Source organism: Burkholderia sp. R-40, assembly GCF_049942845.1.
Classification (GTDB): Bacteria; Pseudomonadota; Gammaproteobacteria; order Burkholderiales; family Burkholderiaceae; genus Burkholderia; species Burkholderia ambifaria.
Map to the genome: position 1 here is coordinate 1,288,123 of NZ_CP187968.1, position 22,951 is coordinate 1,311,073.

General features: G+C 63.6%; 22 protein-coding genes. 12 read left to right on the top strand and 10 right to left on the bottom strand.

The annotated features are described in order from the left end of the window. Positions 1–61: 61 nt before the first annotated feature. The 5 genes from ACP26O_RS22170 to ACP26O_RS22190 all read left to right on the top strand — a co-directional run bounded on the left by ACP26O_RS22170 (position 62) and on the right by ACP26O_RS22190 (position 8,034). A complete protein-coding gene (locus ACP26O_RS22170) occupies positions 62–1,459 on the top strand; it encodes a phage tail protein (RefSeq protein ID WP_175664286.1) in 1,398 nt (465 codons plus the stop codon). Positions 1,460–1,856: 397 nt separating this feature from the next. After that, positions 1,857–4,517 carry a type VI secretion system Vgr family protein gene (locus ACP26O_RS22175; protein ID WP_175664287.1) on the top strand — a complete coding sequence of 887 codons (2,661 nt, stop codon included), beginning with the start codon at positions 1,857–1,859 and terminating at the stop codon, positions 4,515–4,517. A gap of 22 nt (positions 4,518–4,539) precedes the next feature. Continuing rightward, positions 4,540–6,468 carry an esterase/lipase family protein gene (locus ACP26O_RS22180; protein WP_175659976.1) on the top strand — a complete coding sequence of 643 codons (1,929 nt, stop codon included), beginning with the start codon at positions 4,540–4,542 and terminating at the stop codon, positions 6,466–6,468. Beyond that, complete coding sequence (locus ACP26O_RS22185; protein WP_175664288.1) at positions 6,465–7,754, top strand: T6SS immunity protein Tli4 family protein; 1,290 nt, start codon at positions 6,465–6,467, stop codon at positions 7,752–7,754. Before ACP26O_RS22180 ends, ACP26O_RS22185 begins: the two co-directional genes overlap by 4 nt. Positions 7,755–7,770: 16 nt before the next feature. Further along, positions 7,771–8,034, top strand: coding sequence for a PAAR domain-containing protein (locus tag ACP26O_RS22190; RefSeq protein ID WP_175659974.1), 264 nt, complete (start codon positions 7,771–7,773; stop codon positions 8,032–8,034). A 120-nt stretch (positions 8,035–8,154) separates the two neighbouring features. Here the strand turns inward: ACP26O_RS22190 and ACP26O_RS22195 are convergent, their stop codons facing one another. Beyond that, positions 8,155–9,342, bottom strand: coding sequence for a glycosyltransferase (locus ACP26O_RS22195; protein WP_175664289.1), 1,188 nt, complete (start codon positions 9,340–9,342; stop codon positions 8,155–8,157). Positions 9,343–9,774: 432 nt separating this feature from the next. Between ACP26O_RS22195 and ispH the strand changes: the two genes are divergently transcribed. Continuing rightward, positions 9,775–10,716: a 4-hydroxy-3-methylbut-2-enyl diphosphate reductase gene (ispH, locus tag ACP26O_RS22200; protein ID WP_175664290.1), complete on the top strand. Its 942-nt coding sequence runs from the start codon at positions 9,775–9,777 to the stop codon at positions 10,714–10,716. Between the two features lie 12 nt (positions 10,717–10,728). Next, the gene (gene hpnH, locus ACP26O_RS22205; protein WP_011659819.1) at positions 10,729–11,889 is read left to right on the top strand and encodes an adenosyl-hopene transferase HpnH; all 1,161 of its coding nucleotides are present in this window, start codon (positions 10,729–10,731) and stop codon (positions 11,887–11,889) included. 157 nt (positions 11,890–12,046) lie between these two features. Here the strand turns inward: hpnH and ACP26O_RS22210 are convergent, their stop codons facing one another. The 4 genes from ACP26O_RS22210 to ACP26O_RS22225 form a co-directional block, all read right to left on the bottom strand. Further along, a complete protein-coding gene (locus ACP26O_RS22210) occupies positions 12,047–12,307 on the bottom strand; it encodes a hypothetical protein (RefSeq protein ID WP_006750234.1) in 261 nt (86 codons plus the stop codon). Positions 12,308–12,488: 181 nt separating this feature from the next. Then, positions 12,489–12,968 (bottom strand): hypothetical protein, encoded by a 480-nt coding sequence (locus ACP26O_RS22215; RefSeq protein ID WP_011659820.1) that lies wholly within the window; start codon positions 12,966–12,968, stop codon positions 12,489–12,491. After that, entirely contained in the window at positions 12,965–13,177 is a 213-nt protein-coding gene (locus tag ACP26O_RS22220) for a hypothetical protein (protein ID WP_175664291.1), read from the bottom strand. The genes ACP26O_RS22215 and ACP26O_RS22220 overlap by 4 nt, the downstream gene beginning before the upstream one ends. Before the next feature lie 14 nt (positions 13,178–13,191). Beyond that, positions 13,192–13,566 carry a hypothetical protein gene (locus tag ACP26O_RS22225; RefSeq protein ID WP_175664292.1) on the bottom strand — a complete coding sequence of 125 codons (375 nt, stop codon included), beginning with the start codon at positions 13,564–13,566 and terminating at the stop codon, positions 13,192–13,194. 492 nt (positions 13,567–14,058) lie between these two features. On the opposite strand from ACP26O_RS22225, the gene ACP26O_RS22230 reads away from it, so the two are divergent. After that, positions 14,059–14,412: a DOPA 4,5-dioxygenase family protein gene (locus ACP26O_RS22230; RefSeq protein WP_175664293.1), complete on the top strand. Its 354-nt coding sequence runs from the start codon at positions 14,059–14,061 to the stop codon at positions 14,410–14,412. A 109-nt stretch (positions 14,413–14,521) separates the two neighbouring features. Beyond that, positions 14,522–14,953, top strand: coding sequence for a nuclear transport factor 2 family protein (locus ACP26O_RS22235; RefSeq protein ID WP_175664294.1), 432 nt, complete (start codon positions 14,522–14,524; stop codon positions 14,951–14,953). A gap of 27 nt (positions 14,954–14,980) precedes the next feature. Here ACP26O_RS22235 and trhA read toward each other — a convergent pair whose 3' ends face one another. From trhA to ACP26O_RS22260, 5 genes are all read right to left on the bottom strand, one after another. Continuing rightward, on the bottom strand, positions 14,981–15,601 hold the full coding sequence (gene trhA / locus ACP26O_RS22240; protein ID WP_006761278.1) for a PAQR family membrane homeostasis protein TrhA: 621 nt from the start codon (positions 15,599–15,601) through the stop codon (positions 14,981–14,983). Between the two features lie 215 nt (positions 15,602–15,816). Continuing rightward, the gene (locus tag ACP26O_RS22245; protein WP_006761279.1) at positions 15,817–16,023 is read right to left on the bottom strand and encodes a YbdD/YjiX family protein; all 207 of its coding nucleotides are present in this window, start codon (positions 16,021–16,023) and stop codon (positions 15,817–15,819) included. 12 nt (positions 16,024–16,035) lie between these two features. Further along, positions 16,036–18,114 (bottom strand): carbon starvation CstA family protein, encoded by a 2,079-nt coding sequence (locus ACP26O_RS22250; protein WP_175664295.1) that lies wholly within the window; start codon positions 18,112–18,114, stop codon positions 16,036–16,038. Between the two features lie 298 nt (positions 18,115–18,412). Continuing rightward, positions 18,413–18,841, bottom strand: coding sequence for a PRC-barrel domain-containing protein (locus tag ACP26O_RS22255; RefSeq protein ID WP_006750226.1), 429 nt, complete (start codon positions 18,839–18,841; stop codon positions 18,413–18,415). Positions 18,842–19,272: 431 nt separating this feature from the next. Beyond that, positions 19,273–20,403 carry a 3-deoxy-7-phosphoheptulonate synthase gene (locus tag ACP26O_RS22260; protein WP_012367089.1) on the bottom strand — a complete coding sequence of 377 codons (1,131 nt, stop codon included), beginning with the start codon at positions 20,401–20,403 and terminating at the stop codon, positions 19,273–19,275. A 262-nt stretch (positions 20,404–20,665) separates the two neighbouring features. Here ACP26O_RS22260 and ACP26O_RS22265 point away from each other — a divergent pair, with 262 nt between their 5' ends. The 3 genes from ACP26O_RS22265 to ACP26O_RS22275 are packed head-to-tail and all read left to right on the top strand — an operon-like array spanning position 20,666 to position 22,937. Further along, positions 20,666–21,220: a hypothetical protein gene (locus tag ACP26O_RS22265; RefSeq protein WP_175664296.1), complete on the top strand. Its 555-nt coding sequence runs from the start codon at positions 20,666–20,668 to the stop codon at positions 21,218–21,220. Then, positions 21,220–21,672 carry a hypothetical protein gene (locus ACP26O_RS22270; protein ID WP_241244795.1) on the top strand — a complete coding sequence of 151 codons (453 nt, stop codon included), beginning with the start codon at positions 21,220–21,222 and terminating at the stop codon, positions 21,670–21,672. Before ACP26O_RS22265 ends, ACP26O_RS22270 begins: the two co-directional genes overlap by 1 nt. Then, complete coding sequence (locus ACP26O_RS22275) at positions 21,672–22,937, top strand: hypothetical protein (RefSeq protein ID WP_175664297.1); 1,266 nt, start codon at positions 21,672–21,674, stop codon at positions 22,935–22,937. Before ACP26O_RS22270 ends, ACP26O_RS22275 begins: the two co-directional genes overlap by 1 nt. The last annotated feature ends 14 nt before the right edge of the window (positions 22,938–22,951 follow it).

Below are 22,951 nucleotides of genomic sequence, written 5' to 3' on the forward strand. Positions count from 1 at the left end.
GCCGACGGACCGGCACCGGCGCAGCGGTTAAAATCGCGGGTCTTACGCAGAGAAGACACGCATGAACCTGAACGATCAGATCGATTCGCTCAACGCGGGCGTCGATCAGCTGCTCCACGATCACCACGCCGCGCAGCAGGCGGCACGCAGCGCGGAAGCGTTCGCGCGCGCCGCCGCGGCGGAAGCCCAGGCCGCCGCCGAGCGTCACGCCGCGGCGGAGACCGAAGCACTGGCCGCCGCGCAGCGCCACACGGCCGCCGCCGCCGACGCCACAGCCGCGCAGCAGCGCCACGCCGATGCCACCGCCGCGGCCGAAGCCGCCGCTCAACGCCACAACGAAGCCGCCGCGCAGGCCGAAGCCGCCGTCCAGCGGCACACCGAAGCGACCGCGCTGACCGAAGCGCTCGCGCAGCGTCACGCGGATGCGGAAGCCGCGTCGCAGCGCCATGCGGCCGCGATCGCCGAAGCCGAGGCGGCCGCGCAACGTCATCACGCCGCCGCGACCGAAGCGGAAGCCGCCGCGCAGCGTCATGCCGCCGCCACCGCGGAGGCCGCGGCCGCCGCGAAACGCCACGCGGATGCGACCGCCGAGGCCGAGGCCGCGACGCAACGTCACGCGGCCGCGATCGCCGAGGCGGAAGCGCTCGCGCAGCGTCACATGCAAGCGATCGCCGAAGCGGAAGCCGCCGCGCAGCGCCACGCCGATGCGACCGCCGAAGCGCAAGCCATCACGCAACGCCATACCGAAGCCATCGCGCACGCCGACGCGGCCGCGCAACGCCACGCGCAGGCCACTGCCGAAGCCGAGGCCGTCGCGCAACGCCACAGCGAAGCGATCGCGCAGGCCGAAGCGGCCGCCGAGCGTCACGCGAAGGCGATCGCCGACGCGGAAGCGCTCGTCGAAGCTGTTGTGAAGGACGCGGCGACGAACCCGGCGGCGTCCGACAACGCGATGGCCGTTGCGGCCGTCGCGGCCGAAGTCGTCGAGCCGGTTGTCGAACCCGCTGCCGCGCCAGTTGCCGCCGATGAAGGCGCTGCGGCGCCGGCCGATGCGAGCACCGCCGTCGTCGCGACGAACGGCGCCGCCGGCGCGATCGAAGTCGCCCCTATCGAAGCCGCGGACACGCCCGCGGACAAGCCGACGCTGCACGTCGCTCGCCCGTCGCAGAACGAACTGACGCTGACCGTCAACGGCCAGTCGATCACGCTGCACCCGGAGCAACTGGGCCAGCTGATCGAGGAACTCGCGCATGCGCGCGCGTCGATGCAGCCGGAACCGCCGCCCGGCATCCCGGCCGGCTGGCGCTTCGTGACGACGAAGAACCCGATGATGGCCGTGCAGAAGCAGTCGAACGGCGACCGCCTGCTGGTCGCGCGCCACACCGGCTACGGCTGGGTGCCGTTCACGTTCTCGCCGGACGTCGTGATCCAGATGTACATGATGCTGACGCAGCGGTAAGCGGGCGCACCACCACCGCAAAAGAAACAGCCCGATCGGTTCACACCGATTGATCTATACCCCGAGGGGTCGAATTTTCCGTTCGTCCCCCGGGGTATTTTTTATGACGCTGACCCACTTGAGGATTCAAGGGCTGTGTGCGCTGTCACATATTCAAATCTCTGATTGGCTCACAACTAGTCGCGAAATATCTGTCAAGGCTGACAGGTTTTTGGATCGCTTGATTGACAGCAGCAAAAGTAGTTCGTAAGGTTTAATTTTTTGTGGCGCGCCGACTGGCTTTTACAATCTTTCGGATATGTACCGTGCATGACTGGAAGATTGAAACGCCGATCGACAAGCGGGGGTAAGCTGCACGGCACGGGTAATCGTCGAGACCTGAGAGCACAAAATAACAATGAATCCAACAGAACTTATCCGCGCCGTCACGGCGCAGTTTCCGAACTTTGAACGGCTGCTATCCGGCTTCACACAATCGCGCCGGTTGCTGCAAGTGCAGTTCGCCCCATCGATGGGCCTGCCGGGCAATGCCGTCTTGCCACATCAACTCACTTCAAGCGAAGGTATTTGCGAGCCGCTCAGGTTCACCCTGCAAGCGCTATCCAGCGATATTTCAATGCCACTGAAGGCATTCATCGGTGCGCCCGTGGCGTTCCAGGTAGGCGACGTCGCAGGTACTGAACGAACCATTTGTGCAATCGTTTGCGAAGCGCGTCAATTGGCCGCCGATGGCGGTTTCGTGCTTTACGAATTCGTGTGTACCGACGCGCTTTCATTGCTTGATCGACGGGTAACCTGGCGTGTATTTCGCGATGCATCGGTTGTCGACATTTCACACGCGATCATTCAAGAGCATACGACTGGCAATCAGGTCATCGGTGCAGCGTTTCGACTCGATACAAGTGCGCTCGGCACCTATCCAAGTCGTGGGTTCACGATGCAGGCGAAGGAAAGTGACCTCGCATTCATGACTCGCTTGTGGCGTCGCGAAGGCATTAGCTGGTACTTCACGCACGCAATCGAGAATGGCGCACCTGTTCACACATTGAATCTTGTCGACAGAACGGACGCATGGAAGGCAAATCCGGCCGGCCTTGTTCGCTTCAATCGTGCGGACGCGACGGAACCGGACGACACGATTTTCGCGTGGGAGGCGTACAGAGAACTTGCCCCCGGTGCCGTGTATGCGGCATCACATGATTATCAAACCGCCGGTGTCAAACAACTTGACGCCACGACTTCACAGGACCAAGGCGAACACGGTAAAGCCCTTGCCGCGACGCTAACCCAATATTGGTACGACTCGCCGCACGTCGCGGAAAATGCCGACCACTACGAACAGGTTATGCAGCGTCGCCAGCTTGCGCTCTCGCAAGGTGCAAAGCACTTTGCCGGTCAAAGTGTCGTTCGCGCATTCGTGGGTGGCTCAGGCACCGTCTTTTCGATGGCTGGCCATCCGGAGATCGACAAGCATTCCGCCGAAGACCGTCGCTTCGTGTTGACGCATGTGGAGACGCAGGTGCGAAACAGTCTTCTCCCGAATTCCCCCGGGAAAGGCAGGTTCGCAATCGAAGAGGATAGTCCGGTCCTCAATCGCTTCGAGTGTGTTCGAGCATCGACGCATATCGTTCCGAAGTGGGACGCGTCCTGCGTTCCGGCCGTCGGTCCAATCAGTGCACGCGTGGTCGGAAACGGTGAAGTTGATGTGGACGAACAAGGGCGGATATGCGTGCAATTCCTGTTTGCCCGGCGAGACGACCATCCCGATAGCGGCGCAAGCGGCACACCACGCGACTCCGCGCGTGTGCGCGTCGCGCAACCGTGGGCGGATGCGCAATCCGGGACAGCGTTCTGGCCCCGGGTCGGTTCCGAGGTTCTCGTTCTATTCATGCAGAACGATCCGGATAAGCCGATCGTAGTCGCAAATATGTTCGACGCGCGACATGCGCCCGTGCAGTTCGCCAGCGCAGGCGATTTGCCCGACAACGCGCCGCTATACGGCATTCGGTCGAAGGAAATCGGCGGTCCTGGCTATGGCGAACTGCAATTTGATGACACGACCGCACAGACCAAGACCAAACTCTCCTCAGAACACGGCAAAACTCAACTGAATCAGGGCTGGATCGGCCATCCTCGCAACAAGGGTGTATCGGAAAAGCGCGGCGAGGGTTTCGAACTTCGCACCGATCTGGCGGGCGCAATTCGTGCCGCACGCGGGATGCTCCTTTCAACAGATGCCCGCAACAATGCAAGCGGACGCGTGCTGGATCGGGCTGAATTGACCGGTCAATTGGAACTCGCGTTATCTATCGCGAAGAGGCTGAGCGAACTGTCGTCGACGCATGACGCCTACGAAACGGATACAGGTCCGCAAGAGAAGTTGACGAAAAGCATTCGTGAGTGGACAGACGACGGCGGAGCGGCAGCGATCGGCGTTACTGCGCCGGACGGTATCGCGATGTCCAGCCCGGCAAACGTTCTTGCTGTCGCAGGCGGGAATGTTGAATCGGTAGCAGCTCAGGATGCGAACATCAGCGCCGGTCGGCGCATTCTGATGCGCGCCGCGCAGGGGCTATCGGCATTCGCCAAAGCCGGGATGAAGCTTATGGTGGGATCGGGCGACCTGACCATTCAGGCGCACCAAGGCAAGGGTGAGATCGGCACGTCCGAGCGTTTGCATATTTACTCGCTGGAAAAGCTGATTCTGGAAGCACCGGAACTGGAACTGCGAACAAACGGCGCAGTGATAAAAATTTCGAACGGGAAGATCGTCCAATCGTCGACAGGTGAGCATCGGATTGAATCGAGCGGCTTTCAGGCAGTGACGGGCGGCGGCGGTACGGCCGACCTACCGAACATGCCGACTTCGTCAATGAAGACGGACGAACGGTTTAAGGTGGTCGGCCCAGACGGCAAGCCGCATGTTGGGCTCGCGCACGAGGTTCTGGATGATGCCGGTGGCATTCGCGATCAGGGAAAGCTAGGGGCCGATGGCACGCACTCGCAGCTCGCGAACGATAGCGAAATTCGGCCGGTTACATTCCGGCCGGTTGACTGAACACAGAAAAATATCAATAGAAATGGCTACCGCTGAAACTGCAAACGAGAATTCCGAGTGTGGAGTAAAGCAAGCGTATCGTCGCATTCCGCTTCGGTTCGATGTGAACGGCAACCCGTACTTTGATAGCGTTATGAGTCCGGAATCGTTCAAAGTATGTGCGCTCGGTAAACTACCGCCGCGGCACGTCATTCCTGTGATTTTCGTGCCGGGTATCATGGGAACGAATCTCTGCGGCAACAAGAACGCGACCAAGCCTGGCGAACCCGCATGGAGTCCGCCTAACGGCAAGATGGCGGGGCTAGGCGAATGGTTCCGGCGACTGCATCAAAGCGCCGCGGCCAGACAAATGCAGATTGGCCCTGAGCGAGTCGAAGTGGACCGCAGCGGAAAGGTAAATATTCCACGATATTTGTTCTCGTTGACGAATGACGAGGCGAAGCGACGCGGATGGGGAGAAATTCACTTCGATAGTTACGGCGGGATTCTTGCTGAACTTGAATATGCGTTGAACGAACCGTTCGTCGAACCCGAACTGCCTTCCGATGCCCAAAAGCCGAAGGACGTTTGGCAAGTAGCTCAGACACTAGAGCGAATCGTAAAGAATCAGAAGGTCGACGTTCGCAAGGAGTGGAACCCGCAGGGTGTGACAATCGAGCCGCTTGCGTCGGATGAATTCTCTCGAGTGTCGCAGTACTACTATCCGGTATGGGTATGTGGTTACAACTGGCTTGCTTCAAACGACGCATCTGCGGATCAACTCATCAAACGTATCGACGAAGCCATCGAGTATTACAAGAAAGGTTCCTATTGGATTTCTACCGGCAAAGTCATCATCGTCACACACTCAATGGGCGGACTTGTTGCGCGCCGTGCTGCGCAAAAACTGAGCGGCCGCGGAAGCACAACGTCGAGCGACGACAGGCGAGTCGGAGGAACAGAAAAATCGGACGACGCGAACGAAACGCAAGTCAAACCGCTGGACTCCGGGGGAGCGACGGACGGATCAGCTAGCGGCACGACAAGCAACGCAGGACCGGATACTGTGTTAGGTGTCGTCCATGGAGTGCAACCGGTGGGCGGCGCGCCTGTTGTGTATCGGCGCTTCCGCGCGGGTACTGAAGTGAACGGGACGTTCAATATCGAAGGTGCGCTGGTGGCGGAAATCATGGGATGGAGCGCAGCCGATATTGTGTGCGTGATGGGAAATTCGTCCGGTCCGCTGGAACTCTTGCCGACCAAGCACTTCGCGCCAGGATGGCTAAAGTTTACACGGTATGCCAACGGGAAAAAAACCGAAGCAATGCCCGCGCTTCCGCTATCGAATCCGTATGCAGAAATTTACTCCACTACAGTGAAAGACGTTTGGTGGGGAATGGTTAATGAATCACTCATTAATCCAGCCGGCCTGAACAATGACGTCGGCTCCAAAGATATCAATCGTTACTCCAAGGCCATCGGAAAAGCAGAGGATTTTCACGATGCCTTGCAACTGTATTGCCATCCGGTTACCTATGCATATTATGGCGCAGACAAAAAACAGGTTTCTTTCGGAAGCGTCACCTGGTCCACCAAAGACGAAGTCGGCTCCGAATTTGAATGGCAACTCCCCACACTAAAAACCAACGACTTCGATTTATTTGGAAAATCCACGTTGAAGGTAGCCCAACAAAAAGCGATTTTTAAGTTGGAAAATGCACCACCGCCACCTAAAAATGATCAGATCAGCGATACCACATTTTCCGGAGACGGAACGGTCCCATTCGACTCCGGGAATTTGATTGTCGAAAGTGGTTCTCAGCCCGTCACATTTCGCATGTCTGGCTTCGATCATCAAATGTCGTACAACAACGAACCCGTGCGCGAGTGTGTGTTATGGTGCATCGCGAAGATCGTACAACTCGCGCCACCAGTCCAGCAAACTGGCGCGTCTACTCAAGGAAGCGCATGAAGGTACAACGACTAATTGCATTGACCCTCACATTTTTGTCTATGACTTGTATGGCTGGCGAACCGAACATGAATGACTCGAAGACATACTGTGTTGGCCGATTCCTTGTCGATGTTCCGGCAAACATGGAACTATATGCGCAGATGGGCGAATATATGTTTGGCCCCGTTCAAACAAATACGCGATACCCAAATATCGCAGCCTTCCAAAAAAGAATGCAGGAACGGGAAGCCGGCCTTAAAAGACCGGAGGGTAAAAGTGATCTTGCATTTGATCGCGCGATCGACTTGCGTACCAACGGGGTGGTATTTCTTAAATCAACCACTCTCTATGGGCGAAAGATTGAAGGATTTGAAGCTTACAAATGGATTAATGGACGGACATTCTTCATTGACGCAGACGGATTTGACACGGACAAATACGCAGCGCTAACCGAGAAGCTGCAAAGTAAATTCTTGCCAAGTCTTCGCGCCCGCACTCCGAATGAAATTCCTACACAAGCGGGGTTTTGCCTGAGAGACGGCTTTTTCGCAGATGATGGGAAGACATCTCAACACGAAATTGCGTCGATTACGTTCAAATTACCGAGTGCACCGGGACTGCTCATTCATGTAACAACGATGACCGCGAAGCCGGATGCAAAATCGTTGCTGCAGCGCGTCGATAGTGGCGTAGTGCCGGGCGCACTGCAATCTCTTGTGTCAGGAATTCGCACATTGCGGCGCGGCGAGCACGATGTGAATGGCCGCAAGGGTGAGGAAGGCCTATGGTCGCTCCCCACCGACGCAGGTTTCCGCGCCTATCAGTTTCATTGGGAAGCGCAAGGGGAACACTTGGAGCCACTGAAACCTACGCTTTCGGTTGAATTGACGACGCGCGAGGATCAACGCCCTGGTTTGACGGAAGAACAAGCAACCAAGCTATTCGAGTCGATTGTGAACTCAGTACGGCTACGCCCAACATCCGGTGGAGGCCAAGTAAGTACAGCAGGGACGCCGCCGGTTCCCTTAAACAGCATCGTGCAGACTGGGGCGGCCTGTCCCCGCAGCGGCTGGTGGACGTGTCCTGAAGCGAATGGGCTTTCCGTGGTCGGCGGTAGCCGTCAATACTTCGAACTCGGAGCGGTCATGCCATCGATCGAAATATTGAATCAACCAGGCATTCTGGACCGTGTGTTGGGTCGGGAGTCAAAGCACAGCGTGCCGACAACGTGGACGCTGGTTGCAGTTGACGACGTTGCGCCGCCGGGCGCGGTGGATGAGGGCAACGCTGCCCCGCAAGGGTGACGGAGAGCGACGACCGATGCGTAACGTTATTCGAGTAGGTGACGCGACCGACCATGGTGGACAAGTCCAGGGCGGCGCATCAAATTTTGACGTAGACGGCAAAGCAGTCGCCCGAATGGGCGATCCCTGTATCTGCCCGATTGAAGGGCATCAAGTCTGCGTAATCGCGGAAGGCGACCCGAACTTCGTGGTTGAGGGTCGCCCGGTAGCGTTCGATGGGCACAAGACGACATGCGGCGCAACGCTGCGCTCCAGCATGTCGGAATTCGGTATCACCTGATCGCTCATTGGTGTTCGACGTAGCGCAACAGAAAGCAGACAGCCCGATCGGTCCACACCGATCGGGCTGTCTGCTTTCCGAGGCCTGGAAGTCAGCCGGCACACGCCGGCATCATTCAGTTCAACGCTCCACCGGCGCCTGCACCCGCGCCTTCCACTGGCCGCCCTTGCCGCGCCAGTAGCGCCACGCGGACGCGAACGTCGCACCGACGTAGAACAGCGCGACCAGCGGCAACGCGGGCGCCCACAGCGGCGAGCGCCGGTAGTAGCGCAGCATCGGCGCATACGCGGTGCACATCGACGCCCACGCGAGCCACGCCGGCCACGCGCGCGCGCCGTAGACCAGCGCGGCGACGGGCGGCACGAGGTAGATGATCGTCATCCCGAGCAGCGTGCCGGCGAGCAGCAGCGGCGAATAATGAAGCTGCGTGAACGCGGTGCGCGCGATCATGTTCCAGATGTCGCGCCAGCTGTCGTACGGACGCAGCGACACGCTGCGCTCGGCCAGATCGAGCCGGATCGGATGCCGGCCGCTGCCGCGATGCTTGATCTGCGCGGCGAGGCTGCAGTCGTCGATCAGCGCGCCGCGGATCGATTCGATGCCGCCCGCCTCCTCGAGCGCGCTGCGCTTGACCAGCATGCAGCCGCCCGCGGCGCCGGCCGTCCGGTTGCGCGGATTGTTGATCCACGAGAACGGATAGAGCTTCGCGAAGAAGAACACGAACGCCGGAATCAGCGCCTTCTCCCAGAACGAATCGCAGCGCAACCGCACCATCAGCGACACGAGGTCGCGCTGTTCGGCCTGCGCGCGCGTGACGAGTTGGGCGACGGCGTCGGGCGGATGGCCGATGTCGGCATCCGTCAGCAGCAGGTAGTCGGCCGGCAGCCCGAGCGTGCGCACCGCCGCGATGCCCTGCGACTGCGCCCATACCTTGCCCGACCAGCCGGACGGCAGCGGCTTCGCGGCCAGCACCGTCAGGCGCTCGGCGCGGTTGATCGCGAGCGCGGCCGCGCGGGCCACGTCGGCGGTGCCGTCGTCGCTGTGGTCGTCGACGATGATCAAATGAAAATCGCCCGGGTAGTCCTGCTCGAGCAACGACGTCGCCGCCTGGGCGATCACGTCGACCTCGTTGCGCGCCGGCACGACCGCGACGACGGCCGGCCAGCCGGCCTCGGCCGCCGCGCCGCGCGCCTGCGGCGGCAACGCCCGCGCGGGCCGCGCGCGCCAGAAACCGCCGCGCGCGACGAGCAGCACGATCCAGATCAGCAGCGACAGGCCGGACACCAGGAAGGTAATCGCCAGCATCATCGGCAAGCCTCCTGCCGCACACCAGCGCGAACGGCGCGGCCGCCCGCGGCGCACGATCGGTCGAGCATATTGAGGGTCGGAGTCAAAACGCCCATGACCGCACCGGCGGCAGGGCAATACGCGTAAGAATCGACGGTCATCGAATGGCCTTGAAATGAGCGCGACGCCGGGCAACCGAACCGGCTGCCCGCGAAACCGCGCAGTTTACCGGGTTCCGCGCGCGCCAGCGCCGACGCGGCTCTGCTGTGGATGCAACACGCTAGATACAGCACCAGAGCACGGACGGCCCGATAGGGTTAAAATGCGCGATTAATTCGGGGTTCCGGGGCCTGGCCTGGCCGGTTCGTTCCTGCCTTCATAACATCAAGCCGGGGCGAGCGAGCCGTGCCAGCTCCTCGAACCCCGGCGTCTGTCGTCGGAGTTCGCTCATATATGCGAGTCATCCTTGCCCAGCCCCGCGGCTTCTGTGCGGGGGTTGTCCGCGCAATCGAAATCGTCGATCGCGCGCTGCAACAGCACGGCGCGCCGGTCTATGTGCGTCATGAGATCGTGCATAACCGGCATGTCGTCGAAAATCTGCGTAATAAAGGGGCACGATTCGTTGAGGAACTCGACGAGGTGCCGCACGGCGCCGTGGCGATCTTCAGCGCGCACGGTGTCGCCCAGACGGTCGAACGCGACGCCGAAACGCGCGGGCTCGACGTGCTGGACGCCACCTGCCCGCTCGTCACGAAAGTGCACGTGCAGGGCCGCCAGTACGTCGCGGCGGGCCGCCGGCTGATCCTGATCGGCCACGCGGGCCATCCGGAAGTCGAAGGCACGATCGGCCAGATTCCGGCCGAGGTGATCCTCGTGCAGAGCGAGGCGGAAGTCGATACGCTGACGCTGCCGATCGATACGCCGGTCGCGTACGTCACGCAGACCACCCTGTCGGTCGACGACACGCGCGGCATCATCGAAGCGCTGCAGCGCCGGTTCACCGACATCGTCGGCCCGGACACGCGCGACATCTGCTACGCGACGCAGAACCGCCAGGCCGCCGTGCGCGAACTGAGCGGCCAGGTCGATGTGCTGCTGGTCGTCGGTGCGACGAACAGCTCGAACTCGAACCGCCTGCGCGAGATCGGCACCGAAAGCGGCGTGCCGAGCTATCTCGTCGCCGACGGCTCGGAAGTGAAGCCCGAATGGTTCGCGGGCGTGCAGACGGTCGGCCTGACCGCCGGCGCGTCGGCACCCGAGGAAATGGTTGAGGATGTAATCGGCGCGCTGCGCGCGCTGGGGCCCGTCGATGTCACGACGATGGCGGGCCGTGAAGAAAAAGTCGAATTCAAGTTGCCGGCGAAGCTTACGCAAGCTGTCGCCCGCGAAGTTTAAGGAGGACATCTCTTGTCTATTCCGCTGCTCCAGCAAGTCCGCGTCGGCGCATACATCATGCGCCAACACCTGTCCGGCAACAAACGCTATCCGCTCGCGCTGATGCTCGAGCCGCTGTTCCGCTGCAACCTCGCGTGCAACGGCTGCGGCAAGATCGACTATCCGGACCCGATCCTGAACCAGCGCCTGTCCGTCGAGGAATGCCTGGGAGCCGTCGACGAGTGCGGCGCGCCCATCGTGTCGATCGCCGGCGGCGAGCCGCTGCTCCACAAGGAGATGCCGGAGATCGTCAAGGGCATCATGAAGCGCAAGAAATTCGTGTACCTGTGCACGAACGCGCTCCTGATGGAAAAGAAGATGGACGACTACGAGCCGAATCCGTATTTCGTCTGGTCGGTCCACCTCGACGGCGACAAGGAGATGCACGACCATTCCGTGTCGCAGGAAGGCGTGTACGACAAGGCGGTCGCGGCCATCAAGGAAGCGAAGCGCCGCGGCTTCCGCGTGAACATCAACTGCACGCTGTTCAACGATGCGATCCCCGAGCGCGTCGCGAAGTTCTTCGACACGCTCGAGCCGATCGGCGTCGACGGCATCACCGTGTCGCCGGGCTACGCATACGAACGCGCGCCGGATCAGCAGCACTTCCTGAACCGCGACAAGACGAAGAACCTGTTCCGCGAGATCCTGAAGCGCGGCGAAGGCGGCAAGCGCTGGTCGTTCAGCCAGTCGTCGCTGTTCCTCGACTTCCTGGCCGGCAACCAGACGTACAAGTGCACGCCGTGGGGCAACCCCGCGCGCACCGTGTTCGGCTGGCAGAAGCCGTGCTATCTGGTCGGCGAAGGTTACGTGAAGACCTTCAAGGAACTGATGGAAGACACGAACTGGGACAACTACGGCGTCGGCAACTACGAGAAGTGCGCGGACTGCATGGTCCACTGCGGCTTCGAAGCCACGGCCGTGATGGACACGATCTCGCATCCGCTCAAGGCGCTGCGCGTGAGCAAGAAGGGCATCAAGACCGACGGCCCGTTCGCACCGGACATCTCGATCGCGAAGCAGCGTCCGGCCGAGTACGTGTTCTCGCGCCACGTCGAGATCAAGCTCGACGAAATCCAGCGCGCCGGCAAGGGCAAGCTGCAGAAGCCGGCGAAGTCGGCAACGGCGGCTTAAGCGCGTGTTGCCACGCGGAGGCTCGCGCCTCCGCGCAGGCGGGCGGCAAGAATGCGCCACGGAGTTCGCTCCGTGGCGCTTTTGTTTTGTCGGGCCTCTTCAACGGACCCGCCGCGCATCCGCGCACGCATGACAATGCGCACGCCGCTCGCCCAGACTAGTGTCGCGACTCCGCCGCCGCGATCAGCTGCCAGGCGGTCGGGCCGGGATCGAGCAGCGGATCGGACGGCGGATCGAGATCGTGCTGATGGGTTTCCTCGGACGGCAGCGTCTGCCATTTCGCAATGCCGATCTCGTCGCCGCACACGGTGCATCGATAGATGCCCGCGATCTTCACTTCGCTGCCCGGCGGCAGGTTCTCGCTGAATGCGCGGCCGATTCCGCACGTGAAATAGCCGCCGATCCTGTATAGCGCCATCGCTCCTCCTGACTGAAACGAATGCGTTCGCGCCGACACGCACGATCGTCGCAAACGCGAGGATGGATCGTCATCGACCGAACCCGTTCGGCTCCTGTCGTGACATTAGACGGCGAGAGTCAGCCCCCGTGAATGGGACTCGTACGAAACACGGCCCGGGCGTCGGTCGCGTGGCCGCCGCTCAATGCAGAACGGCCGGCTCCCGCATCTTCGCCGCCGCGTGCGCGACCAGCGCCGGCTGTTCGGCCGACGCAAACGTGCAGACGTGATTCCACAGCTCGGCGAGCCGATGTCGCGTGAGCGTCGCGACACACGCGTCGTTCGCGGCGAGCACGCGCTCGAGCACCGCGCATTCGTCGTCGTGCAGCGTCCATGCGCCGCTTTGCGCGGCGCGCGCCACGCTCGCGTCGAGCACGCGCTCCGCCTCGACGCAGAGGTCGATGCTCGCGTCGGGGGATACCGCATCGTCGAGCGCGAGGAACACCAGATAGACGCTCGTGCGCAGCCGCATCAGCAACGTTTCGCTGCCGTGCTCGCCGCGCAGTGCGACGAGCGCCATGTGGCATTTCAGCGAAATGTCGCGCACATGCGCGGGCGGCAGCGGCAGCAGCCACTCGCGCGTCAACGGCGGGCGGCGACGGCCCTTCCGGACGGCCTTCATGATTCGTCCTCGCTTGCGGCAACGTCGTCCGCATCGAATGCCGGCCACGCGGTGCGGCACGCGACGCCACCGCGGCTTGCGTCGCGATTGCCGTTCGCGCGGCGCCGCGCGCCGTACACGTCGTCCCGCCGCCGCGTCGCGCACGCCGCCGGCAGCCGGCGGATCAGCGACGCGCGCAACGAAGCGGGGAGTCGGTTCGCGCATGCCATGCTCGTCTCCCGCATCAGAAGGTGTTCTCGCCCTTCAGGTAGTACGCGGTCTTCACGAAGAACGCCTTCACCGGATGGCCGGTCTGCGCGTCGCGCGCCGCACGCTGTTCCATCGCCGCCTTCTCCTCCTGCGAGCGGTCGGGCAACGGGTTGTGCACGCGCTCGAGCGCACGCTGCATCGCGAGCGGATAGTTCTGGTTGCCGGCTGCCGTCGCACGATAGCCGGCGCGCGCCATCTGCATCAGCTGCACGTCGGTCTCGGCACGCGCCGCCTTCCAGTTCAACGGCGCGGCGTTCTGCCACTCGGTGTCGACGGACTGCGCGAAGCTCGCGACGGGCAGCATGGCAAGCGCGCCGGACAGAACGGCAAGGGAAACAAGGGATCGCATCATGGCCTCCAGATGGTTGTTTGCGCATCGATCTCGATGATCGATGCGGTGTAGTCATCGTATGCCGCGAGGCCGTGCGCTTGAATAGCCGATTCCGCAATTGATATTTTCGGCACCGGCAGCCGGGGCGCGATCCGCGCATTCGCGACTGCCGCCTGTGCGGAATTTCTTTATTTCATTCAACTACCTGATCGCGTTTTCGCAGACGATTCGAAGCAGCACGTGAATCGCCTTTGCAGTTTTCGAAATGACATATTTCCGCCGGGATTTCTGCCGAAGCTTGGCCCGGCAAGGCTTTCGGCGCGATGCGGCATGCATGGATGCACGTGAGAAAAATCCTATCGAACGAGCCGGTTTCGCTGACGCGCGGCAAATCCTCCGCGCCGATTTACCGTTCTGAGACAAGACGTGTCCGACGAGTAAGCGCGATAATTGCGCATCGGCCGTATGTCACGGCTCTCATGCCTTCCCCATTCTTTACTCGAGTCCGCCATGTCCGCCATCGACACCACCGCCATCGACAGTTGGCACGCACACGTCTACTTCGACGCCGCGAGTCGCGACGCGGCCTGGGCGTTTCGCCTCGTCGTCGAAGAACGGTTCGGCGCGATCATCGAGCTCGGCCGCTTTCACGAACGCCTCGTCGGCCCGCATCCTGCGTGGTCGTATCAGATCGCGTTCGACGCCACGCGGTTCGACACCATCGTGCCGTGGCTCGTGCTGAATCACGGCGCGCTCGACATCTTCCTGCATCCGAACACGAACGACGAACTGCGCGACCACCGCGACAGCGCGGTGTGGATCGGCCAATCGCACGAACTGAATCTCGGCGCGTTGGGGGGCTGAGGGGCTGACGGGCGGCGCGCGCGACATCCACGTTTCGGTTCGCGCTGAAACGTCCGGCGGCGTTGCATCAATACAGTGGTTCCGTTATCCACGCTTGCCGGAACCCGCCATGACCCACGCCGACACCGATGCGCAACGCATCCATCGAGACTGGCACGCCGCCGTCGTCGCACGCGACCTCGACGCGCTGATGTCGCTGTACGCGGACGACGCGATCCTCGAAACGCCGCTGATCGTCGTCACGCTGCCCGATCGAGGCACGGGCGTGCTGCACGGCAAGGCCGCGATCGGGGAGTTCTTCGCGACGGGCCTGCGCAATCCGGGCAACAAGCTCGGACGCTGGCACCGCACGAGCACGTTGTTCTCGAACGGGCGGCAACTCATATGGGAATATCCGCGCGAAACGCCGGAAGGCGATCAGGTCGATCTCGTCGAGGTGATGGATCTGCGCGACGGGCTGATCGCGCATCACCGCGTCTACTGGGGATGGGTCGGGTTCAAGGCGCTGCGCGGCGCAGCACAAGCGGCCGGACGCGAATGACGCGCACGGTGCCGTCCACGCTCACGCTCACGCAACGTACATCGCGACACTGACAAACTGGCACAGGCTGCCGGCCAGCACGAACAGATGCCAGATACCGTGCCCGTGGCGGATGCGCTCGTCGTTGATGAAGAAGTAGATACCCGCGCTGTAGATGACGCCCCCGGCCACGAGCCAGGCGGTTCCCACCGGCGGCAACGCATGGATCAGCGGGCGGATCGCGACGAGCGCGAGCCAGCCCATCAGCACGTACAGCACCATCGACACGATGCGCGTGCGCCGTCCGAGCGTGAGCTCCTGCGCGATCCCGAATGCGGCGAGCCCCCAGCTCACGCCGAACAGCGACCAGCCCCACGGGCCGCGCAGCGTGACGAGCGCGAAGGGCGTGTAGCTGCCCGCGATCAGCAGATAAATGGCCGAATGGTCGCACTTCTGCAGGATCGCCTTGAGCCGCGGGTTGCGCACGCTGTGGTACAACGTCGAGATCGCGTACAGCAGGATCAGCATCGCGCCGTACACGCTGAAGCTCACGATCTTGTAGGGATCGCGATCGAGCGCGCCCATCGTCACCAGCGCGACCAGCCCTGCCACCGACAACACCGCGCCGACGAGATGGGAAATGCTGTTGAAACGCTCACCGACATGCACGACGGATTCTCCTGCGCGGATTCATCGGAAAAAGCAAAAGCCCTATGATACCGGCGCGCCGAGCGAGCCATGCTGAAGCCGGTCAAACGCGGCGGCGACGGCAGCGCCCGCGCGCGTCGCCCGGCTCCCAAAAGAAAAAAGCGCCGCGAATATCTTCGCGGCGCTTCCTGGTCCGTCACCGGACCGCCCTGCCGGGCGGCTTCACCGGCCCGGGTTCAGCAACACTTCCCCGCCCCCGACCCGTACCGCGCATTCTGACGCTCGCGGAAGAATTCCTCGTACGTCATCGGCTCGCGGTCCGGATGGGTTTCGCGCATGTGCGCGACGTAGGTGTCGTAGTCGGGCAGGCCGACCATCAGCCGCAACGCCTGTCCGAGGTAACGCCCCGCGCTGCGGAGGTCGCCGCCGAGATCGCTGAACATCGCGGCCTCCCGTTATCGGCCGCTGCCGAGCGCCTGCGCGGCCGGCATCGGCTCGTACGGCGTCTCGCGCACGGTCGGCTTCGACTCGCGGCGCGCGCGCAGCACGGCGAGCAGGCCGTACACCGCGATCGCCACGACGACGAAGATGAACAGGCCCGCCAGCGCCGCATCGATGTAGTCGTTGAAGATGATCCGCTGCATCTGCGCGATCGACTTCGCCGGCGCGAGCACCTTGCCTTCGTCCACCGCGGCCTGCAGCTTCGCGGCGTGCGCGAGGAAGCTGACCTTCGGATTCGAATCGAAAATCTTCTGCCAGCCGGCCATCAGCGTGCAGATCAGCAACCACGCGGTCGGCACGATCGTCACCCACGCGTAGCGCTCGCGCTTCATCTTGAACAGCACGACGGTGCCGAGCACCAGCGCGATCGCGGCGAGCATCTGGTTCGAGATGCCGAACAGCGGCCACAGCGTGTTGATGCCGCCGAGCGGATCGACCACGCCCTGATACAGGAAGTAGCCCCACGCGGCCACGCACAGCGCGGTGGCGACCAGGTTCGCGGGCAGCGACTCGGTGCGCTTGAGCGCCGGATGGAACGTGCCGAGCAGGTCCTGCAGCATGAAGCGGCCCGCGCGCGTGCCGGCGTCGACAGCCGTCAGGATGAACAGCGCCTCGAACAGGATCGCGAAGTGATACCAGAACGCCATCATCGCTTCGCCGCCGATCACCTGGTGCAGGATGTGCGCCATGCCGACAGCCAGCGTCGGTGCGCCGCCCGCGCGCGCGATGATCGTCGTCTCGCCGACAGCCTTCGCGGTCTGCGTCAGCATGTCGGGCGTCAGCACGAAGCCCCATTGCGTGACGGTGTTCGCGACGGCTTCCGGCGTCGAGCCGAGCACGGCCGCCGGCGCGTTCATCGCGAAGTAGATGCCCGGCTCGATCACGCACGCGGCGACGAGCGCCATGATCGCGACGAACGATTCCATCAGCATCGCTCCGTAACCGATGAAGCGCGCGTTGGATTCGTTGTCGATCAGCTTCGGCGTCGTGCCCGACGAGATCAGCGCGTGGAAACCCGACACCGCGCCGCACGCGATCGTGATGAACAGGAACGGGAACAGGTTGCCCGACCACACCGGGCCCGTGCCGTCGACGAACTTCGTCAGCGCGGGCATCTTCAGTTCCGGTGCGACGACCAGGATGCCGATCGCGAGGCCGAGGATCGTGCCGATCTTCAGGAACGTCGACAGGTAGTCGCGCGGCGCGAGCAGCAGCCACACCGGCAGCACCGATGCGACGAAGCCGTAGCCGATCAGGATCCACGTGAGCTGCGTGCCGTTGAACGTGAACCACGCGGCGAGCGTCGCCGAATCGTGCACGTGCTGGCCGAACGCGATCGATGCCATCAGCAGCACGAAGCCGATGATCGACACTTCGCCGATGCGGCCCGGACGGATGTAGCGCGTGTAGATGCCCATGAACAGCGCGATCGGAATCGTCGCGGCGACGGTGAACGTGCCCCACGGCGAATTCGTCAGCGCCTTCACGACGATCAGCGCGAGCACCGCGAGGATGATCACCATGATCAGGAACGCGCCGAACAGCGCGATCACGCCGGGCACCGTGCCGAGCTCCATCTTGACGAGATCGCCGAGCGAGCGGCCGTCGCGGCGCGTCGAGATGAACAGCACGATGAAGTCCTGCACCGCGCCGGCGAACACGACGCCGGCCAGGATCCACAGCATGCCGGGCGTGTAGCCCATCTGCGCGGCGAGCACGGGGCCGACGAGCGGCCCGGCGCCGGCGATCGCGGCGAAGTGATGGCCGAACAGCACGTACTTGTTGGTCGGTACGTAGTCGAGGCCGTCGTTGTATTTGACCGCCGGCGTCATCCGCAGCCCGTCGAGCTGCATGACCTTGCTGGCGATGAAGCGGCTGTAGAAGCGATATGCGATCAGATACACGCAGACTGCGGCGATCACGATCCATAGCGCGCTGACGCGTTCGCCGTGCGCAAGTGCGATCGTCCCGAACGCGAATGCGCCGAGCAGCGCGACCGCGATCCAGAGTAGGGTACTGGAAGCCCGATTCATGGCGTCTCCTGGTCTCCAATGTGTTTTTGAGTGGATGCGGCGTGGGGCCGAACCCGCGTGACGTCGATGCGTCGTGCCGCGTCTCGAGAAAGTCGCGGCAGTGGGCCGTAGTATTCCGCGCGATGGGGGCGGCTTACAAGCGCACAACTACGTATGCGGGGCTACGTAGAATTACGTAGACAGTGGGGGACTGGGGGCGCGGTGGTGCTGGATCGCCGCGCGGCGTGGCGCGACGTGGCAATCGGCCGGCCCCGCACATCGCGTGCCGGGCCGGGCCGCATGCATCAATGCTTGTCGATCAATGCTTGTCGTCGACCTTCTTCGGCTTCGGCGCCGACGGCACCTTCGCGTACTGGAACGCCGGCGTGGCCTTCAGCGCATCCTTCGTCGCGCCCGGCAGGTAGATGTTGCCGTTGCGCACGTCGAGCGACCCGATCGGCACCGCGACGTCATGCGCGGCCACGCCGAGGAAGCCGCCGGCCGACACGATCGCCGCCGACACCGAGCCGTCCGGCGCGACGATCAGGTCGCGCACCGTGCCGACTTTCTGGTTCGCGTCGTTGTACACGACCTTGCCCAGCACGCTCTTCTTCACGCTCCAGCCTTCGAGCAGCGCCTGCGATTGCTCGACGGTCACGCTGAGCGGCTGCGCGCCGGCGATCTGCGCGTGCGCGCTGACGCTCGATGCGAGGACGGTTGCTGCGATGAGGGTCTTGTAGAACTTCATGTAATTTGCACTCCGGTTCGGTTGTTGTTGATTCCGGGAGCGAAGCGACGCGGGCGCAATGGCTGATCGGTGAGCACCCCGCGGATGGCCGCCCCGCGGATGGCCGCCCCGCGCTTCGTCGGTCGCGTGGCGGTCGGCCGCGCCGCCACTGCGTGTGTGCATGACGGACCGGCATGGCCGGGCCGCGGCGTGCAGCACGGCGTTCATGGTAGCGACATTCGCCGGATCGTGCGTCCAGCGTGCAACGCGGCAGGCGGAGCGAGCCGGAGCCAGATCAATGACCATGCGGATAGTTGGTGCGCGCGGCGCGGAAAAGCGACGCCGCGGCCTGGCGATCAGCAGAACATGGCAAACAGTCAACAGATCTTCACCGCTGCATCGAACTACGCGACGGGCGCCCCCCCGCCGCACTGCCCCGCTGCCACGCCGCGTCACGCGTTGCGCGAATACACGCGGCGGTGCCGCACCGCCTCGGCCAGCACGTCGAGCACCGGCTCGGTCTGCGACCAGCTCAGGCACGCATCGGTGATCGACACGCCGTACTGCAACGGCACGCCCGGCTTCAGATCCTGGCGCCCGGCCTCGAGATGGCTCTCCACCATCACGCCGACGATCCGGTGCTCGCCCTGCCCCAACTGTCGCGCGAGATCCTGTGCGACGTCGATCTGCCGCTCATGCGACTTGTTCGAGTTCGCATGCGAGCAATCGACCATCACCTGCTCGCGCAACCCGCTCTTGCGCAGCACCGCGCAGCTCGCCTCGACGTGCTCGGCGTCGTAGTTCGGCCCGTTCTTGCCGCCGCGCAGGATCACGTGCGCATCGTCGTTGCCGCGCGTCTCGAAGATCGCGGCCATCCCCATCTTCGTCATCCCCATGAACGCGTGGCTCGCGCGCGCGGCGACGATCGCGTCCGACGCCACCTGCACGCCGCCGTCGGTGCCGTTCTTGAAGCCGATCGGGCAGCTCAGCCCCGACGCGAGCTGGCGATGGCTCTGGCTCTCGGTCGTGCGCGCGCCGATCGCGCCCCACGCGATCAGGTCGGCAATGTATTGCGGGCTCAGCAGATCGAGGAATTCGGTCGACGCCGGCAGGCCCAGCGCGTTGATGTCGAGCAGCAGCTGCCGCGCGGCGCGCAGCCCTTCGTTGATGCGGAAACTGCCGTCCAGGCGCGGATCGTTGATGTACCCCTTCCAGCCGACCGTCGTGCGCGGCTTCTCGAAGTACACGCGCATCGTGATCAGCAGGTCGTCCTTCAGCGCATCGGCGGCGGCCTTCAGGCGGCGTGCGTAGTCGAGCGCCTGGTCGTGGTCGTGAATCGAGCACGGGCCGACGACGAGCAGCAGCCGGTCGTCGCGACCGTGCAGGATGTCGCCGATCGCGCGGCGCGTGTCCTCGACGAGCGTCTGCGTGGCGGCCGGCACCGGCAGCTCGTCCTGCAGCAGCGCCGGGGAAATCAGCGGACGCACGGCGCCGATGCGGACGTCGTCGATGCGCGTGGTGTCCTGCGTCGCGTCGGCGCTGCCTACCTCGCGATCGTGGGAAGGATTGTCGAGGTTCTGCATGAGAATTCTCCGGGGGACGTCTGGAATGATTGGCAGCCTCGATTATGGCACTCGCGCAAGACGGCACGGCGCTCGCGCAGAACTTCCGCACGAGCGTGCGCAAGGCGACGCGAGCCGGCCGTTCGGCCGAGTGGTCGCATGCCACCGAAGTACCGTACGATCGTGGCTGTCCCCTGCCGATGCGGGCCCTCGTTCGACGCCGGCGGCACGACGCACCATCCGTCCGTGATTGATCGTTCGCAACCTGACCCGACCCGCCAAGATGACCGTATCCGAACTGCTCAGCGCCATCCGCCAGCCCTACGCCGACCTGCTCGCGCAAGCGGCGGCGCAACCGGTGGCCGTCGTCGAACCGGCCTACCGGAAAGCCGACGGCACGCTCGCCACCGAAGGCCCGCTCGCGCTGCCGTGCCGCGCCGATCTCGTTCACACCGGAGGCGAATCGGCCGGCCAGTCGGCGACGGTCGACTCGAATGCGCAACTGGATTTCGAACCGTTCGCGTTCGAACTCGACACGGCGGCCGTGTCGATCCAGCCATTCGTGTGGGACTGGGTGACGGTCGAAGCCGATGGTTTCGACGAAGCCGCGGCCACCGACGCGTTCAAGGGATGGTTCTTCGCGTGGTTCGACACCGACGATGCACGCGCGCCGGCCGAGGACGGCCTGCACGGCGTCGTTCACTATCTGTCGGAGCCGGTGCGCACGGAGCACGGATGGCGGGTCAACGCGGATCTCGGTTCGGCGCCTGGCGCGGCCGTCGAGGACTTGCTGTTCCGGCTCGTCGATGCGGGCGCCACGCGGATCGTGCTCGGTTGATGCCGCACTTCACCCTTCGTCGGATCATGATGAAAAAAACCCTTATCGCCCTACTGCTCTTCGCGTCACTGCCCGCGTTCGCCAAGGTTTCCACCGACGTGTACTGCTTCAAATCGGACGGCGACAAACCCGTACGCTTCGAGATGCGCACCTACTACGACGACGCCGTCGATTGGTCGGGCGGCATGGTCCGCTATGCGAAAGCGAAAACGGCGCTGCCGCTGGTGGTCGAGCACGTCGATGAGGAAGTGCTCGTCGAAGGCCGCCCGCATCAGTTCACGACGACCTGGGTCGAAATGGTGGACGGCAGGATCAATGGGCGGTACGAGATGATGTCGCAGGGTGCGATGATCTATTCGATGACCTATACCAGCGCGCGCACCGGCAAGCGAACCGCGTTCAGCAGGGCACTGGACGTCGACGCGTCCGAGCAAACCGGGTGCCGCTGGTGATGCGCGCACTGATCCGGATTGTGCTGGCGCTGATCGCGCTGCGCGCGGTGGCAGCCGACGCCGCGCCGCGCGTCGTCTATCGCGGCGTGCTGCAAGGCGCCGGCGAGGTCGTGATGGAACTCGACCGCCGGCCGGCGGCGGACGGCACGATCTCCGGCCGCTATTTCTATACGCAGTACGGTGTCGACATTCCGCTGCAAGGCCAGCCCGCGCAGCTCGTCGAGCCGCTCGAGCGCACCGCGTTGCCGGACGAGGTGCGCGACATGACGCGAAACAGCGGCGGCGCCGATTTCGCCCATCCAGCGGCAACCTGGCGCGGCACGCGGGACAACGATGGCTATCGCGGCCAGTGGACCGACGCGCGTACCGGCAAAACGCGGAACTTCACGCTGCGACGCATCGCCGAATACGATCCCGATGCGGTTGCGCCCGGCTCCGTCGAAGCCCTCTCCGATCGTATCGCCGGCGGCGTCGGCAGCGGCATCGCAAGCGGCGCGGCCATCGACATGCGGCAGGCGCCGTATGCGACGCTGAAGCTCGCCGGGCACGCACAGCCGGCCGGCCGCGAAATCGGCGACGGCACCGTCGCATACCGGATGTGGCGCGATCCGCGCACGAAACTCATGTATCCGCGTCTGAGCCGCCACCCCGATTCGGGGGTCATGGCACGGGTCAACCGCTTGCTCGAGCAGCAGCACTGGCGGATGAATCTCGCCGCGCTCGAATGCGCGTCGACGCGCTATACCGACGACGGGCCGGCCGCCGGCTCGCTCGGCGGCTTCGACGACGAACAGGTAACGGTCACGTGGCTGTCACCTGCGGCGCTCGGCATCGTGGAATCGGGCAGTACGTACTGCGGCGGCGCCCATCCGAACAATCACTACGATCCGGTCACCTTCGACCTGCTGCGCGGTACGTACCTCGACTGGAATCGCATGATCGATGCCGCTGCGCCGGCCAAGGACGATGAATCGGCAACGAGCGCCGCGCTGGTGAAGTTCATTGCGCGGCTGCGCGACGCAGCCGCACCGGGAAAACAGCCGACGAGCGACGACGGCGATTCGCTGTCGTGCGCCGACGTGTTCCCGCAGTATCTGGCATTCGAACTCGATGCTCCCGGCAAGCTGTCGTTCGTCGTATCCGGAATCGGCCACGCGGCGGGCGCGTGTCTGGGGCCGCAGCTCGACGCGCCGTTTGCCGCGCTCGCGCCGATCCTCAGACCGGGCGGTGCGCGTTACCTCGTCCCGGGCGTCAAGCTGAAGTAATGCGGCGCGGCGCA